Below are 14,130 nucleotides of genomic sequence, written 5' to 3'. Positions count from 1 at the left end.
AACCGCTTGGAACTCAAAAAACCTGGAAAGCCCCCCGCAGCCCTAAAACCCCCGTATTCACTGGATTTCAGGCACAAAAAAAGACGTCCGTGGACGTCTTTAGATGATGAAGTGGTGGAGCCGGGGGGATTTGAACCCCCGTCCGCCAGTACTCCGCTGTCGGTACTACATGCGTAGCCGTGTCTATTAAGTTAACCCTCAGCGACCCGACGGGCAGGGTGCTTTGGGCGAGTTGTGTAAGTTTTAGCCGCTTCGTCCACAACGTACTGCACGGCGATTCTGTTCTATATGACAATCACTTTGGGTTTACAGACATCCCCTGATGATTGCTGGACCCGAAGGTACCAGGAGGGAAGGGCTAAGGCTGCTTACGCAGCGAGAGCGTATTCCCCGTAGGTTTCGTCATTGGCAACTATAGGAAGTTGCAACAGTGGATTTACGAGTTCTGTTACCAACTCGGCATGCACCTAAAGTTTCGCAACCGGCGTCGAATCCTAAACGGCCCCGAGCCTACTGCTACGTGACTCAATTTGAGCAGTAAGCCTGCGCAGTGTACGCCAACCCAGGGCAGAAGGCCAACCCGAAGGTTGGCGTGCCAGCGAATCAGCCTTTGTTGGCTGGGTCGCGGTTCTGGATTTTTTGCAGCATCCTGGTGGTTTCAGCAACGCATGCTTTGTGATCGCCGGATGCTTGGGATTTTTGCGCGTTTGCCAGCGCGGCCTTGGCGTTCTCCAGGGCACCATCGGATGTGGCTGGGGCGGTGGTGATTGCGTCGTTGAGAGCCTGGATGTTCGAGGCGCAGAGATCTTCGTCCGAGGCAAACACGGGTGAGGCCAGCAGTGCAGCCGTGATGAACAATCCAGCAATTGCAGAGTGCTTCATGGGTATCTCCTTGTGCATGAGTCCTCGGCGCTGCCGGTCGATGGGGGCGCTGGCCGAGAGGGGGTGTAAGCCTATTCATCGGGCTTAGCTCAATGACTATAGCCGCGCTTGGGAATTCAGCATTTTTTTGCCGGATGCCTGCAGCGGCGAGGAAGGGGAGCAGAAACGCCCCCCCGTGTCATTGATCACGCTCAGTGCGCACGTGCGTGGGTCACTCGATCCACCAGGTAGACCAAGCCGTGATAGTCGATCCCACCGTGCAGGCTCAGGCCAATCTCGCAGGTGCGGCTGGTGGAGACGCCTTCGCTGCAGTGTTGCACGGCGTCCTTGAGGCTGCGCAGGGCATGGGCGTTGAGTTGCGGGGTGGAAAAACCTTTGTCGCCGGCAAAGCCGCAGCAGTGGATGCCTTCGGGGATCACCACGTTTTTACTGCAGCGTCGGGCCAGGTCGATCAGGGCCTGGCTTTCGCCCAGGTGCTGGGTGCTGCAGGTGACATGCACGGCAATCGGTGCGTCCTGGGGGGTGAAGTCCAGTCGGTCCATCAGGTGCGTGCGGATGAAACGCACCGGGTCGTAGAGGTCCAGGCGTGTATCGCCCAGGTCTTCTACCAGGCGCAGGGTGCAAGGGCTGGTGTCGCAGTAGATCGGATCGAGCCCGCCACGGCTGGCATGCAGCAGTGCGCCGATCAGTTCCTGGCGCTTGTGTTCGGCCTGCTCGGCGTAGCCTTTGGAGGCGAAGGGCTGGCCGCAGCACAGGCTGTCCTGGTTGTCCGGGAAGACCACCTGGTAGCCGGCCTTTTCCAGCAGGCCACGGGTTTTGTCGTACAGCGACATCTGCTCCTTGTCGCCGGCAGCAGGTCCCATGACCCGCGAGACGCAGGCCGCCAGGTAGACCACTCGCGGGCGCTCGTCGGTCACGGTCGGGCTGAAGCGGATAGCCCGTTCCGGCTGGGGCATGGCGTTGGTCCATTGCGGGATATGACCTTTGGACAGCTGGGTCATGCTCGCAGACAGCTTCGCCAGCCGTGGCGCGCCCAATAGCATCCGCGCGCCGTTGGCCACGTGCAGGGTCAGGCGGGCGCCTTGCAAGGCGGTGGCGAAGTGTCCTTCAAGCCAGTTGGCGGTTTTCGTGTGGCTGGCGGTGCGGCTGCGCAGCTTTTTCACCAGTTCGCCGGTGTTGATTCCCACCGGGCAGCGCTGGGCGCACAAGCCGGTGGCGGCGCAGGTGTCGAGGCCCTGGTACTGATAGGCCGCTTCCAGCTCCGTGGTGTCGACGCCGGCGCGTTTCTTGGCCTGGATGTCGCGCCAGATCACGATGCGCTGGCGCGGGCTCAGGGTCAGTCCCTTGGACGGGCAGACCGGTTCGCAGAAGCCGCATTCGATGCACTTATCCACAATCTCGTCGGCGGCCGGCAAGGGCTTGAGATGCTTGAGGTGGATCTGCGGGTCTTCGCTGAGCACCACGTCCGGGTTGAGGATGGCGTTGGGGTCGAGCAGGCGCTTGAGTTGCCACATCAACTGGTAGGCATCGCTGCCCCACTCCAGTTCGACGAAGGGCGCCATGTTGCGTCCGGTGCCGTGTTCGGCCTTCAGCGAACCGCCGAATTCCACGGCGACCAGTTGCGCCACGTCGTCCATGAACGCCTGGTAGCGTGCGATTTCTTCCGGGGTGTTGAAGCCTTGGGTGAAGACGAAGTGCAGATTGCCTTCCAGCGCATGGCCGAACAGGATCGCTTCGTCGTAGTGATGCTTGTCGAACAGCGCGATCAGGCGGTTGACGCCGATGGCCAGTTGTTCGACCGGGAACGTCACGTCTTCGATGATCACCGTGGTGCCGGTCTTGCGCACCGCGCCGACGGCCGGGAACGTGTCTTTGCGGATCGCCCAGAGCTTGGCGTTCTCCGCCGGGTCTTCGGTGAAGTCGACCTGTTTCTCCACGGGGAACGGGGCGAGCGAGGCCATGATCTGGGCCAGTTGCTCATGCAGCAGCGAAGGCGAGGCGGCGCGGGATTCGATCAGTAGGGCGCAGGCGTTGGCCGACAGTTGCTGGACGAAGGCCGGCATGCCGGGTTTGTCCTGCACCGAGCGCAGGCTGCGGCGGTCCAGCAGTTCCACGGCCGATACTGGCTGGCTTTTGAGCACGGTGACGGCGTTGCAGCAGGTTTCCACGTCGGGGAACACGATCAGCGCCGAAGCTTTGTTCGGGTGGTCGATCACGGTGTTGTAGGTCACCGCGCTGATAAAGCCCAGGGTGCCCTCGGAACCGACCAGCAGGTGGCTCAAGATATCCACAGGCTCGTCGTAGTCCACCAGGGCATTGAGTGACAGGCCGGTGGTATTTTTCAGGCGGTATTTGTGGCGGATTCTGGCGGCCAGCTCAGCATTGGCGCGGGTTTCGCGGCCCAAGGTCGCCAGACGGTCCAGTAGCTCGGCATGACTGCTGCGAAAGGCCGCGACGCTGGCGCTGTCTTCAGTGTCCAGGCGGCTGCCATCGGCCAGGACCAGGCGAATCCCGGCCAGGGTGTGATAGGTGTTCTGCGCCGTACCGCAGCACATGCCGCTGGCGTTGTTGGCGACGATGCCGCCAATCTTGCAGGCGTTGATCGATGCCGGGTCTGGGCCGATTTTACGACCGTACGGCGCGAGCCAGGCGTTGGCCTGGGCGCCGATGACGCCGGGTTGCAGGCGGATCTGCGTACCTTGGCCACGGATCTCGCGGCCGCTCCAGTTATCCCCAAGCACGATCAGTACTGAATCGCTGATGGCCTGCCCGGACAGGCTGGTGCCGGCCGCGCGGAAGGTCACCGGGACGTGGTCGCGCTGGGCCAGCTTGAGCAGGGCCACCACTTCGTCTTCGGATTCGACGCGGATCACCAGTTTCGGGATCAACCGGTAGAAGCTGGCGTCGGTGCCGAAGGCCAGGGTCGAGAGCGCATCGTCGAAGCGCCGGTCCTGGGGGATCAGTTGCTGTGCATCACGCAGGAAAGCCGCCGGTAGGCTCATTGGTCCTCCAGGATCAGCACGACCAGGTCTTTCGGGCCGTGGGCGCCGTAGGCCAGGACTTGTTCGATGTCGGCGGTTTTCGACGGGCCGGACACCAGCAAGGCGTTGGTGGGCATGCCCTGGGCCCAGTTGAACTCGCGCTGTACTTGATAGAAGTTGTCGCGGATCTCGCTGGCCTTGAGCAGGGCAAAGTGCACCGGGGGCACTAGGCTCATCAGTCGCGGTTCTTCCCGGGTCGGCCAGAGGATCAGGCTGCCGGTGGCGGCGATGGCGCCCAGGGTGGTGGTCAGGCTGGCCGGGGTGTCGTTGAACAGCTCGGCTTTCCATGCTTCGACGGGACGGTCGTAGGCTTTCAGTGCGGGCAGCTCGGGATTGTTCGCCCAATGTTGTGTGACCCGTCGTCCATGGGGCGTAGACGGAGCAATCAGCAGACTCGGTAATTGCCGCTCGCGCAGCAGGCGGGCGAGCAGCTCGGGCCACGCGTCATTGCACGTCAGGTGGATTTCCGTGTGCACCGCTTCCATCAGCTTGCGCAGCTGTGGGATGCGTTGCTCTGCGGTGTAGGTGTAGGGCTCGGTCACCAGTGCTTCATCGAAGTTGTCGGGCACGGGCGTGGTGCCGGTCAGACTGTTGCGCAGCTTGGCGAGGATCGTGTGCTTGGCGCTCATCGGCGGTCTCCCTGTGTGCCCAGGTGTTCGCGGGCCATGTCATGCAGCGAGCGGGCGGCGGGTTTGGGGGCGCTGTGGTTCTGCGTCCATGGGCCGACGTTACTTGGCGCCAAGGCGCGCAGGCGGGTGGCGAAAAAACCGAACAGGCGGTACAGCGTCGGTGAGCTGTTGAGGCGGGCCCAGGCGTTCCAGATCATGCGCTCTTTGCGCGAGTACTTGCTGCCCTGGCCGCGCATGACGGGGTGAGGGCTGTCCGGGGCCTTGACGTTTTCTTCGCGCAGGCGCCTGAGCAACGCCGGGATCGGGATTTTTACCGGGCACACTTCGCCGCAGGCGCCGCACAGGGACGATGCGCTGGGGTGGTCGGGGACTTTCGCCAGGCCGACCATGTGCGGGGTGATGATTTTTCCGATGGGGCCAGGGTAAACCTCGCCATAGGCGTGGCCGCCGATGCGGGTGTAGACCGGGCAGTGATTCATGCAGGCACCGCAGCGAATGCAGTTGAGGGTCTGGCGCAGTTCGCTGTCGGCAAACGCCTGGCTGCGACCGTTGTCCAGCAAGACCAGGTGCACTTCTTGCGGGCCGTCGAGTTCGTCGGCCTTGCGCGGACCGGAGATCATGTTGACGTAGGTGGTGATCGGCTGGCCGAGGGCTGAACGGGTCAGCAATGACAGCAGCGGGACCACGTCGCGCAGGTTTTCGACGACTTTTTCGATGCCGGTGACCGCGATGTGCACGGGCGGCACGGTGGTCGACATGCGGCCGTTGCCTTCGTTTTCCACCAGCAGCAGGGTGCCGGTTTCGGCCACGGCGAAGTTGACGCCGGAGACGCCGATGTCCGCTTCGAAGAATTTCTGCCGCAAGACTTTGCGGCCGATCTGAATGAGTTGGTCAACGTCCTTGGTGTACTCCACGCCAAGTTTGTCGTGGAACAAGGACGCGACCTGACCGGCATTCTTGTGGATCGCCGGCATAATGATGTGTGAAGGCTTCTCGTGGTCGAGCTGGACGATAAATTCGCCCATGTCCGACTCCAGGCATTCAATGCCCTGTGCCGCGAGGACATGGTTCATCTCCATCTCTTCGCTGACCATCGATTTGCCCTTGATCACTTGCCGCGCCTCGTGAGCGCGGATGATCGAGAGGACGATGCCATTGGCCTCGTCCACCGTTTCCGCCCAGTGCACGGTCACACCGTTGCGGGTCAGGTTCTGTTCCAGTTGCTCAAGCAGGTCGGGCAACTTGGAGAGCGCGCGGGCCCGGACAGCATTGCCCAGTGCGCGCAAGTGTTCTCTTTCGTGGGCATCGCTGAAGGACGCTGCCCGTTTGGCCATCAGTGAATCCATCGCAGTGCGAAAGTTGTTTCGCAGTTGCTTGTCGGCCAAGGCTTCGTGGGCCCGGGCGCGGAAGTCTTCTTCGACGGCAACCGTCGGAATAATCGACGAGGTGCTCATTGAACACCTCCGATACGCTGCCAGAGGAAGCTGGCCAGGTGTTGGCCGCGCAACGCTTCCTGTTGTTTCTCCAGCGCGCCGTTGATGTTCATCAGGCAGCCACAGTCGGCACTCAATACCTGATGCGCGCCAGATTCCTTCAGGGCGCGGGTCTTGTCGGCCACCATCGCCCCGGAAATGTCTGGCATACGGACGCTGAATGTCCCACCAAAGCCACAGCATTCACTTTCGTGGTCGTGATCGACCCGCTCCACGTTGCCCAGTTGCGCCAACAGCTCGCGTCCGTGCAGGTGGGTGTTCATTTCACGCCGTGCCGAGCACGACGTATGCAGGGCCACTTTCACCGGTGCCCCGTTGTCCTTGAACTGCACCTTGCAGACGAACAACAGGAACTCGGCCAGCTCATAGGTCCGTGCCGCCAGGGCGTGGACCTGTTTCAGGGTGTCCGGCTCGTCCTTGAACAAGTCGGCGTAGTGCTCGCGCAGCATGCCGGCGCAGGAGCCCGAGGGCACCACCACCGGATAGTCCCCGGCAAACAGCGCCAGTTGCGAACGCGCCACGGTCCGGGCCTGTTCGGTGTAGCCCGAGGTGTAGGCGGGTTGTCCGCAGCAGCTTTGCCCTTGCGGGTACTCCACGCGTATGCCTTCTCGCTCCAGCAGGTGGATCGCGTCCATCCCGGCTTCGGGATAGAACAGGTCGACCACACAGGTGCCGAACAGGTAGACCCGCTGCGGTTTCTCGCTGGGGTACTGACGTGGCTCGGGCAGGGGTGGGGCAACGCGGGTCGCGTTCGGCACGGCGTTGTAAAAAAGCTCGCTCATCAGGCGTGTCTCCGGGTTATCCCGGTTATCCGTCCGCTGAGGCTGCTGAATATAGAGCGGGAAGCTTTCAGCAGCCTTACAGACCGGGTTGTGAGTCGCAGACGCCGGGAGCAGTGTCCCGGCGTCGGTTATTTCCTTACTGCCTGTAGTTTTAGTGCACCAGCATCCCGGTGAACCAGTAGGCCTGGGCCAGGGTGATCAAACCGACAATCGTTGCAAAGAATAGGCTGTGCTTGAGGGTGAAGCGGAACAGATCCGATTCCTTGCCCACCAGGCCGGTTGCGGCACAGGCCACGGCGATCGATTGTGGCGAGATCATCTTGCCGGTCACGCCGCCGCTGGTGTTGGCGGCTACCAGCAGGACGTCGCTGACGCCGATCTGGTGTGCGGTGGTCGCTTGCAGCGAACTGAACAGGGCATTGGACGAGGTGTCGGAACCGGTCAGGAACACGCCCAGCCAGCCGAGGAACGGCGAGAAGAACGGGAAGGCTGCGCCGGTGCCGGCCAATACCAAGGCCATGGTCGAGGACATCCCCGAGTAGTTGGTGACGAAGGCGAAGGCCAGCACCATGCCAATCGACAGAATGGGCCAGCGCAGTTCATAGAAGGTTTCTTTCAAGGTGGTAAGACCAGTTCTGATATTGATCTTCAGCACCAGCATCGAGATCAGCGCGGAGAAGAAAATCGCCGTGCCGGTCGCGGAAATCGGGTCCAGCTTGAACACCGCCGAAATGGCGGTTGGGGCCGCCACGATCGGAGCCGTCTTGATCACCAGTTGGTCCAGGTGCGGGATGGCAAAGTTGAACACCCAGCTGTACATCGAGCCACCGGCGGCGAACATCGCCTTGAACGGCTTGAGGGTCCAGATGGTGACCAATACGGTGAGGATCAGGAACGGTGACCAGGCCTTGATAATCTCGAACAGGCTGTAAGGCGATACAGCAGTGGCACGCTTGAGACCAAAGCCACCCGCACTGCCGGTGACGATTGCATCCGAGGTGACACCGGCGATCTGCGCGCCTGCGGTGCGTTTTGGCTGCCAGACCTTGAGGAACAGGGTCAGGGAAATCAGGCTGGCCAGGGCAGAGGTGATGTCAGGCAGTTCCGGGCCAATGAAGTTCGAGGTGAAGTATTGGGTGATGGCGAAGCTCAAGCCGGCGACGAGCGCCGCTGGCCAGGTTTCACGCACGCCACGCAGGCCGTCCATCATGAATACCAGCCAGAACGGTACGAACAGCGACAGCAGTGGCAGTTGGCGACCGGTCATGGCACCGATCTTGAACGCGTCGATGCCCGTGACCTGGCCCGCGACGATGATCGGGATCCCCAGTGCGCCAAAGGCTACCGGCGCGGTGTTGGCAATCAGGCACAGGCCGGCGGCGTACAGCGGGTTGAAGCCCAGGCCTACCAACAGCGCGGCGGTAATCGCCACGGGCGCACCGAAACCGGCGGCACCTTCCAGGAACGCCCCAAAGCAGAAACCGATCAGCAGCACTTGCAGGCGTTGGTCGTCAGTGATCGACATGACCGAACTGCGAATGACCTCGAACTGACCGCTCTTGACCGTCAGTTTGTAGAGGAACACGGCGGCGACGATGATCCAGGCGATCGGCCAAAGCCCATAGGCAAATCCGTATCCGGCCGCAGCGAACGCCATGTCGACGGGCATCTGGAAGACGAAGATCGCCACCAGGATCGACAAGGCCAGGGTGACGCTGCCAGCGACGTGTCCTTTGAGGCGGAACACGGCCAAAGCCAGGAAGAAAAATACGATGGGGATGACGGCCGCGAGGGCGGACAAGCCGAGACTGCCGAGCGGGTTATAGAGCTGTTGCCAGGTTTGCATATGGGGTGGCCCCTAATTGTTGTTGGTCAGGCACTGAGTGGCGTTTTGGATAATTGGTAATACCAATTTACAATCGCTGCTGGCTAGGTTAAAAGCCTTAGAGGTGGTGTGTCAATTTGCCGCCCTAAAACTTTTGTCGAATAAGCGGTGCAGACCCCATCTGATCCGCTTGATCAAATGGCCTCTGATAGGTGCTGGCATGGGCTCAATAGGCCAGAATAGGCAGCCCGGCGAGTCGTCGGGATCGGGGAGAGTGTGTTATGGGGTTTGATCAAATCCGTCAGCGCCGTTTGTCTGACGATATTGTCGAGCAGCTTGAGGGGATGATTCTTGAGGGCACGCTGAAGTCCGGTGAACGGCTGCCAGCGGAGCGTGCCCTGGCGGAGCAGTTTGGGGTGTCGCGTCCGTCGTTGCGTGAGGCTATCCAGAAACTGACCGCCAAGGGGCTGGTGATCAGCCGCCAGGGAGGCGGCAATTATGTGGTCGATTCCCTGGGTTCGACGTTCAGTGATCCACTGTTGCATCTGTTGGAGAGCAACCCCGAGGCGCAACGTGACCTGTTGGAGTTTCGCCACACGCTGGAGGCCTCATGCGCTTATTACGCGGCATTGCGGGCGACGGATGTGGATCGCGAGCGGTTGACGGCAGCGTTCGAACAGTTGCAGGACTGCTATACGCGCCAGGATGAAGTGAGTCGTGCCGAAGAGGGGGCGGCGGACGCGAGGTTTCACCTGGCCATCGCCGAGGCCAGCCACAACGCGGTGTTGTGGCACACCATTCGCGGGTTGTTCGATCTGCTCAAGCGCAACGTGGTGACCAACATCGGTGGCATGTACAAGCAGCGCACGGAAACGCGCGACATGCTGATCAGTCAGCACCGGGATTTGTATCAGGCGATTATTGAGGGGCGGGCCGAGCAGGCGCGAGAGGTTTCCAGTCGACATATTCTGTATGTGCAGGAAGTGCTCGAAGAGGTGCGTCAGGAGGTGCAGCGCGTGGCGCGGGCGGAGCGGCGCAAGGGGACATAGTCGTGGGCCATTGCGTTCGCGGGCAAGTGGGAACGCCGCACCGCGCGCTCCTACAGGATTATGCGATCCAGGTAGGCGCGCGGCTTGCCCGCGACAAGGTAAAGAGAGACGTTAGTCTTCCTTACCCTTGTTGCGGACCGCACGTTGCAGCTCGCGGCCGGCATCGCGCTCGCGCTCGGTATCGCGCTTGTCGTATTCCTTCTTGCCCTTGCCCAGAGCGATTTCGCACTTGATCAAGTGCTTGCTCCAGTACAGCGACAGGCAGACGCAGGCGTAACCCTTCTGCTGCACGGCGGCAAACAGCTTTTCCAGCTCGCGCTGATTGAGCAGCAGCTTGCGGGTGCGCGTTGGGTCGGCAATGACGTGGGTGCTGGCGGTGGTCAGCGGGGTGATATGACTGCCGAGCAGCCAAGCTTCGCCGTCCTTGAGCAGTACATAACTGTCGACCAGTTGTGCCTTGCCTGCACGTAGACTTTTTACTTCCCAGCCGGCCAGGACCATGCCAGCCTCGAACCGATGCTCGATGAAGTAGTCGTGTCGCGCCTTTTTATTCTGCGCGATGGTCCCTGTGGGGTGTTTCTTCTGTTTAGCCATAGGGGCGGCATTATAGGGAGTTGCGCGCGAGTCGGCTACGGTGATCCTGCGTGCTTGAGCGCATTGGGTGAATCCCGGACAATGCGCGCTCTTTTTGATGCGCTCTGTGGCGCCCATCGGCATTCTTTGTAGTATTTGCCGCTTAAGCAGTGGAAGTGACGCTGACATGACGACCCATATTCAACGCTCGGCTTTGTTGCCGTATCCGGCACAGGCGCTGTATGACCTGGTCAACGACGTGGCGCGTTATCCGGAGTTCCTGCCCTGGTGTTCCGAAGCGCACGTGATCGAAAGCTCCGCCGAGCACATGCGCGCGAGCGTGGGGGTAGCCAAGGCTGGCTTGAGCCAACACTTCGTTACGCGCAACACCCTGGTGCCCGGGCAATCTATTGAAATGAATCTTGAAGAAGGGCCGTTCACCCAGTTGCATGGTGTCTGGGTGTTCAAGCCACTCGGGGACAAGGCCTGCAAGATCAGCCTGGACCTGACGTTCGACTATGCGGGGCCGATCATTCGCGCGACGTTGGGGCCGTTGTTCAATCAGGCGGCCAATACCCTAGTCGACGCATTTTGCCAGCGGGCCAAGCAACTGCATGGCTGAGCCAATGATCGAGGTCGAGGTGGTGTATGCCGCTGTCGATCGACAGGTTCTGCTTGTGATCCGGGTCCCGGCGGGCTCCACGCTGCGCGCGGCGTTGTTGAAATCAGGCGTGGGCGAGGTGTTTCCCGAGTTGGACCTGGCTACTTGCCCTGTCGGTATTTTTGGCAAGGTCATTGCCGATCCCGAGGGTCGTCAGGTGCAGGCGGGGGAGCGCATCGAAATTTACCGACCTCTGCTGGCCGACCCCAAGGAAGTTCGCCGGCTTCGTGCGGCCAAGGCGGCAGAGGCGAAGGCTCGAGAGTCGTAGCATCATCAAATGGCAGGCAAGAAAAAACCCGGGATTTCCGGGTTTTTCTTTGTGTTGCGAGTTATTGCGGTGCGGTGTCCAGAGGCTCTGGTGTCGGGACTGGAACGGTTTGTACACCGTCGACGTCCTTCTGGATCTGATCCAGCAGCGAGCCCGGTTTGGCCGGTTTCTCTGGTTTTGGCTTCTCGACGTTTTCAACCGGGGCGGCCACTGGTGTCGTGGTTGCGCTGTCCTTGCCCAACAGGGCCTCGTCGCGGCTTACGCCAGGCATGAAATCGCCCGACAGGCTGACAAGTTGGTCATTGGGGTTGAAGATAACGCTGATGCGTTCCTGTTGGCGTTCACCGCCACCGGGCTGCAGGCTATATAGGTAATCCCAGCGATTGGCATGGAACGTGTCGGTCAGCAGAGGGTTGCCCATGATAAACCGTACTTGCCGACGGGTCATTCCCGGGCGTAACTGGTCTATCATGTCCTGCGTGACGACATTGCCCTGCTGGATGTCGATTTTGTAAACCCCGGGGAATGAACAACCGGCGAGTGCGAGCAGTCCCACAAGGGTGAAACTGGTTAGCAAGAGCTTGGTGTTTTGCATCGGTGGGCGACTTCCACTATCTTGGCTGGGACAACGTAAACGCCGATCATACCCGTATTAAGAGAAGCTGCGAAGCAGCATCGCGAGAAAGCTAACCATGGTTGAAAATAGCGAACTACGCAAAGCAGGTCTCAAAGTGACCCTGCCGCGGGTCAAGATTCTGCAAATGCTCGATTCCGCCGAGCAACGCCACATGAGTGCCGAGGATGTTTACAAGGCACTGATGGAAGCGGGTGAAGATGTTGGCCTGGCCACGGTTTACCGTGTACTGACTCAGTTCGAAGGTGCTGGCCTTGTGGTCCGCCATAATTTCGACGGCGGCCATGCGGTCTTCGAATTGGCAGACGGCGGTCACCACGACCACATGGTCAACGTGGAGTCTGGCGAAGTGATCGAATTCTTCGACGAAGAAATCGAAAAGCTTCAGAAGGCGATCGTCGAGAAGCACGGCTACGAGATGGTGGATCACAATCTCGTGCTGTACGTACGCAAGAAAAAGTAAGCATGTCGCGCGGGCCATGGTCCGCGAAACGAACGAAGGCGACCCAAGGGTCGCCTTCGTGCTGTCTGGAGCTGTTAGATTTTTGCGGTCACGACCATCTTCTTGGCGTGGGCCAGGGATTCCTTGGTCAGGTCGATCCCTCCGAGCATTCGTGCCACTTCTTCAATGCGTTCGTTCTTGCTCAGCTTGGAGACCGCCGTGCGTGTGGCCTCGTCGCCGCGAACCTTGTGTACGAACAGATGCTGATGCCCTTGGGAGGCCACTTGCGGCAGGTGGGTGACGGTCAGGACCTGTCCGCGCTCGCCGAGGCGGCGCAACAGTTGGCCGACGATCTCTGCGGTCGGGCCACCGATACCGACGTCTACTTCGTCGAATACCAATGTGGGTACGCGTGATGTTTGCGCGGTAATGACTTGGATGGCCAGGCTGATACGTGACAGCTCCCCCCCTGACGCGACTTTCGCCAGCGCCTTTAGCGGTTGCCCTGGGTTGGCACTGACCAATAATTCCACCTGTTCCAGGCCGTTGGGCAGCAGTTCGTTGCTGGTATTGGTACGCAGCTCAATGGTGAAGCGCCCGCCCGGCATGCCCAGGCGCTGGATTTCCTGTTCGACGGCACTGGCGAGGCTGGTTGCAGCCTGGTGGCGCAAATCGCTGAGTTGTCGGGCTTTTTCCTGATAGTGCCGGGCAAACGCACCCAGTTCCTCACTCAGGCGCTCGATGGACTCGTCGTTGGCGTTCAGTGTTTCCAGTTCGTCCAGCAGGCGTTGTTGCAGGGCCGCGACTTCGGTGGGCTGGATCCGGTGTTTGCGCGCCAGGGTATAGATGGTGTCCAGGCGTTCTTCGAGTTGCTGAAGGCGTGCCGGGTCGGCGTCGAAGTGGTCCAGGAAACGATTCAGCTCGCCGACGGCTTCCTCGACCTGGATTTGCGCGCTGGTGAGCAGGTTGGTGGCTTCACCCAGGGCACCGACTGAGTTATTCACGCTCGACAGCCGATTGAGGCTCGCCGTCAGGGCATTCAATACGTTCCCGGAATCGCTTTCGCTGCACTGTTCGACCACTTGCCGGCAAATGCCCAGCAGGGTTTCTGCGTTGGTCAGGTTCTTGTGCTCCTGCTCCAGCTGTTCCAGCTCATTGTCGCCAAGGCCGAGGTTCTCCAGTTCTTCCAGCTGGTAGCTGAGGAGTTGGTGGCGCGCCCGCTGTTCGTCACCGGAATTGGAGAGGCGCTCCAGTTCCTGGCGAGTTTGGCGCCAGCGTTGGGCGGCTAGCTGCACCTGGCGGGCAAGGTCCGTGGCGCCGGCGTACTCGTCCAGCAAGCGGCGGTGTGTGTCAGGTTTGAGCAAAGACTGGTGTTCGTGCTGGCTGTGGATATCGATCAGCAGTTCGCCGAGGGCCTTGAGGTCGCCCAATGGACAGGGACTGCCATTGATATAGCCGCGCGAGCGACCTTCGGCGGTGATGACCCGGCGCAGGATGCAGGGGCCGCTGGTGTCCAGGTCACGCTCGGCGAGCCAGGCGCTGGCCTCTGGAATGTCGGCCAGGTCGAAGGTCGCCAGGATGTCTGCTTTGTCTGCACCGGGGCGGACCACGCCGCTGTCGGCGCGATCACCGAGGGTCAGGCCCAGCGCGTCGAGCATGATCGACTTGCCAGCGCCGGTTTCCCCGGTGATCACGCTCATCCCACGATCGAGTTCCAGATCAAGATGTTCAACGATGGCGTAGTTATGTACGGACAGGTGCACGAGCATATTGACCGCTCCCAGGCTTTAGGTCTGGTTATTTATACAGTGGTTTGCGGGTGGCTGACAATGGTCGTTTTTAGCTCGATAC

At 60.8% G+C, this 14,130-nt stretch carries 13 protein-coding genes and 1 other RNA gene; 4 read left to right on the top strand and 10 right to left on the bottom strand.

Features of this window, described 5'->3' with window-relative positions; genetic code table 11:
* Positions 1-112 precede the first annotated feature (112 nt).
* The 7 genes from ssrA to BMW74_RS21940 form a co-directional block, all read right to left on the bottom strand.
* Positions 113-506: a transfer-messenger RNA gene (gene ssrA / locus BMW74_RS21970) on the bottom strand.
* 97 nt (positions 507-603) lie between these two features.
* Positions 604-882 carry a hypothetical protein gene (locus BMW74_RS21965; protein ID WP_093426241.1) on the bottom strand — a complete coding sequence of 93 codons (279 nt, stop codon included), beginning with the start codon at positions 880-882 and terminating at the stop codon, positions 604-606.
* Positions 883-1,073: 191 nt separating this feature from the next.
* Positions 1,074-3,884, bottom strand: coding sequence for an FAD-binding and (Fe-S)-binding domain-containing protein (locus BMW74_RS21960; protein ID WP_093426240.1), 2,811 nt, complete (start codon positions 3,882-3,884; stop codon positions 1,074-1,076).
* Positions 3,881-4,552 carry a LutC/YkgG family protein gene (locus tag BMW74_RS21955; RefSeq protein ID WP_093426239.1) on the bottom strand — a complete coding sequence of 224 codons (672 nt, stop codon included), beginning with the start codon at positions 4,550-4,552 and terminating at the stop codon, positions 3,881-3,883. Before BMW74_RS21955 ends, BMW74_RS21960 begins: the two co-directional genes overlap by 4 nt.
* Positions 4,549-6,006, bottom strand: coding sequence for a LutB/LldF family L-lactate oxidation iron-sulfur protein (locus BMW74_RS21950; protein WP_093426238.1), 1,458 nt, complete (start codon positions 6,004-6,006; stop codon positions 4,549-4,551). The genes BMW74_RS21955 and BMW74_RS21950 overlap by 4 nt, the downstream gene beginning before the upstream one ends.
* Positions 6,003-6,827 carry a (Fe-S)-binding protein gene (locus BMW74_RS21945; protein WP_093426237.1) on the bottom strand — a complete coding sequence of 275 codons (825 nt, stop codon included), beginning with the start codon at positions 6,825-6,827 and terminating at the stop codon, positions 6,003-6,005. Before BMW74_RS21945 ends, BMW74_RS21950 begins: the two co-directional genes overlap by 4 nt.
* 151 nt (positions 6,828-6,978) lie before the next feature.
* Positions 6,979-8,673 (bottom strand): lactate permease LctP family transporter, encoded by a 1,695-nt coding sequence (locus BMW74_RS21940; protein ID WP_093426236.1) that lies wholly within the window; start codon positions 8,671-8,673, stop codon positions 6,979-6,981.
* A 260-nt stretch (positions 8,674-8,933) separates the two neighbouring features.
* Here BMW74_RS21940 and BMW74_RS21935 point away from each other — a divergent pair, with 260 nt between their 5' ends.
* Positions 8,934-9,701, top strand: coding sequence for an FCD domain-containing protein (locus tag BMW74_RS21935; protein WP_093426235.1), 768 nt, complete (start codon positions 8,934-8,936; stop codon positions 9,699-9,701).
* A gap of 111 nt (positions 9,702-9,812) precedes the next feature.
* Here BMW74_RS21935 and smpB read toward each other — a convergent pair whose 3' ends face one another.
* Positions 9,813-10,295 carry an SsrA-binding protein SmpB gene (smpB, locus tag BMW74_RS21930; RefSeq protein WP_093426234.1) on the bottom strand — a complete coding sequence of 161 codons (483 nt, stop codon included), beginning with the start codon at positions 10,293-10,295 and terminating at the stop codon, positions 9,813-9,815.
* A gap of 166 nt (positions 10,296-10,461) precedes the next feature.
* On the opposite strand from smpB, the gene BMW74_RS21925 reads away from it, so the two are divergent.
* Positions 10,462-10,896 carry a type II toxin-antitoxin system RatA family toxin gene (locus tag BMW74_RS21925; protein WP_093426233.1) on the top strand — a complete coding sequence of 145 codons (435 nt, stop codon included), beginning with the start codon at positions 10,462-10,464 and terminating at the stop codon, positions 10,894-10,896.
* The gene (locus BMW74_RS21920; RefSeq protein WP_093426232.1) at positions 10,889-11,203 is read left to right on the top strand and encodes an RnfH family protein; all 315 of its coding nucleotides are present in this window, start codon (positions 10,889-10,891) and stop codon (positions 11,201-11,203) included. Before BMW74_RS21925 ends, BMW74_RS21920 begins: the two co-directional genes overlap by 8 nt.
* Positions 11,204-11,264: 61 nt before the next feature.
* Here BMW74_RS21920 and BMW74_RS21915 read toward each other — a convergent pair whose 3' ends face one another.
* Positions 11,265-11,798 (bottom strand): outer membrane protein assembly factor BamE, encoded by a 534-nt coding sequence (locus tag BMW74_RS21915; protein ID WP_093426231.1) that lies wholly within the window; start codon positions 11,796-11,798, stop codon positions 11,265-11,267.
* 97 nt (positions 11,799-11,895) lie between these two features.
* Between BMW74_RS21915 and fur the strand changes: the two genes are divergently transcribed.
* Positions 11,896-12,300 carry a ferric iron uptake transcriptional regulator gene (gene fur / locus BMW74_RS21910; RefSeq protein WP_093426230.1) on the top strand — a complete coding sequence of 135 codons (405 nt, stop codon included), beginning with the start codon at positions 11,896-11,898 and terminating at the stop codon, positions 12,298-12,300.
* A 74-nt stretch (positions 12,301-12,374) separates the two neighbouring features.
* Here fur and recN read toward each other — a convergent pair whose 3' ends face one another.
* Positions 12,375-14,048: a DNA repair protein RecN gene (gene recN, locus BMW74_RS21905; RefSeq protein WP_093426229.1), complete on the bottom strand. Its 1,674-nt coding sequence runs from the start codon at positions 14,046-14,048 to the stop codon at positions 12,375-12,377.
* Positions 14,049-14,130: the final 82 nt, after the last annotated feature.

The sequence above is a fragment of the Pseudomonas sp. ok272 genome, assembly GCF_900109995.1.
Lineage (GTDB): Bacteria > Pseudomonadota > Gammaproteobacteria > Pseudomonadales > Pseudomonadaceae > Aquipseudomonas.
The sequence above is the reverse complement of the archived record's forward strand: the minus strand, read 5'-3'. Positions and strand labels throughout refer to the sequence as shown.

Excerpts from the sequence above, each read along its gene's own strand:
- BMW74_RS21965 (WP_093426241.1), bottom strand. The coding sequence starts at position 882 with ATGAAGCACTCTGCAATTGCTGGATTGTTCATCACGGCTGCACTGCTG.
- BMW74_RS21960 (WP_093426240.1), bottom strand. The coding sequence starts at position 3,884 with ATGAGCCTACCGGCGGCTTTCCTGCGTGATGCACAGCAACTGATCCCC.
- BMW74_RS21955 (WP_093426239.1), bottom strand. The coding sequence starts at position 4,552 with ATGAGCGCCAAGCACACGATCCTCGCCAAGCTGCGCAACAGTCTGACC.
- BMW74_RS21950 (WP_093426238.1), bottom strand. The coding sequence starts at position 6,006 with ATGAGCACCTCGTCGATTATTCCGACGGTTGCCGTCGAAGAAGACTTC.
- BMW74_RS21945 (WP_093426237.1), bottom strand. The coding sequence starts at position 6,827 with ATGAGCGAGCTTTTTTACAACGCCGTGCCGAACGCGACCCGCGTTGCC.
- BMW74_RS21940 (WP_093426236.1), bottom strand. The coding sequence starts at position 8,673 with ATGCAAACCTGGCAACAGCTCTATAACCCGCTCGGCAGTCTCGGCTTG.
- BMW74_RS21935 (WP_093426235.1), top strand. The coding sequence starts at position 8,934 with ATGGGGTTTGATCAAATCCGTCAGCGCCGTTTGTCTGACGATATTGTC.
- smpB (WP_093426234.1), bottom strand. The coding sequence starts at position 10,295 with ATGGCTAAACAGAAGAAACACCCCACAGGGACCATCGCGCAGAATAAA.
- BMW74_RS21925 (WP_093426233.1), top strand. The coding sequence starts at position 10,462 with ATGACGACCCATATTCAACGCTCGGCTTTGTTGCCGTATCCGGCACAG.
- BMW74_RS21920 (WP_093426232.1), top strand. The coding sequence starts at position 10,889 with ATGGCTGAGCCAATGATCGAGGTCGAGGTGGTGTATGCCGCTGTCGAT.
- BMW74_RS21915 (WP_093426231.1), bottom strand. The coding sequence starts at position 11,798 with ATGCAAAACACCAAGCTCTTGCTAACCAGTTTCACCCTTGTGGGACTG.
- fur (WP_093426230.1), top strand. The coding sequence starts at position 11,896 with ATGGTTGAAAATAGCGAACTACGCAAAGCAGGTCTCAAAGTGACCCTG.
- recN (WP_093426229.1), bottom strand. The coding sequence starts at position 14,048 with ATGCTCGTGCACCTGTCCGTACATAACTACGCCATCGTTGAACATCTT.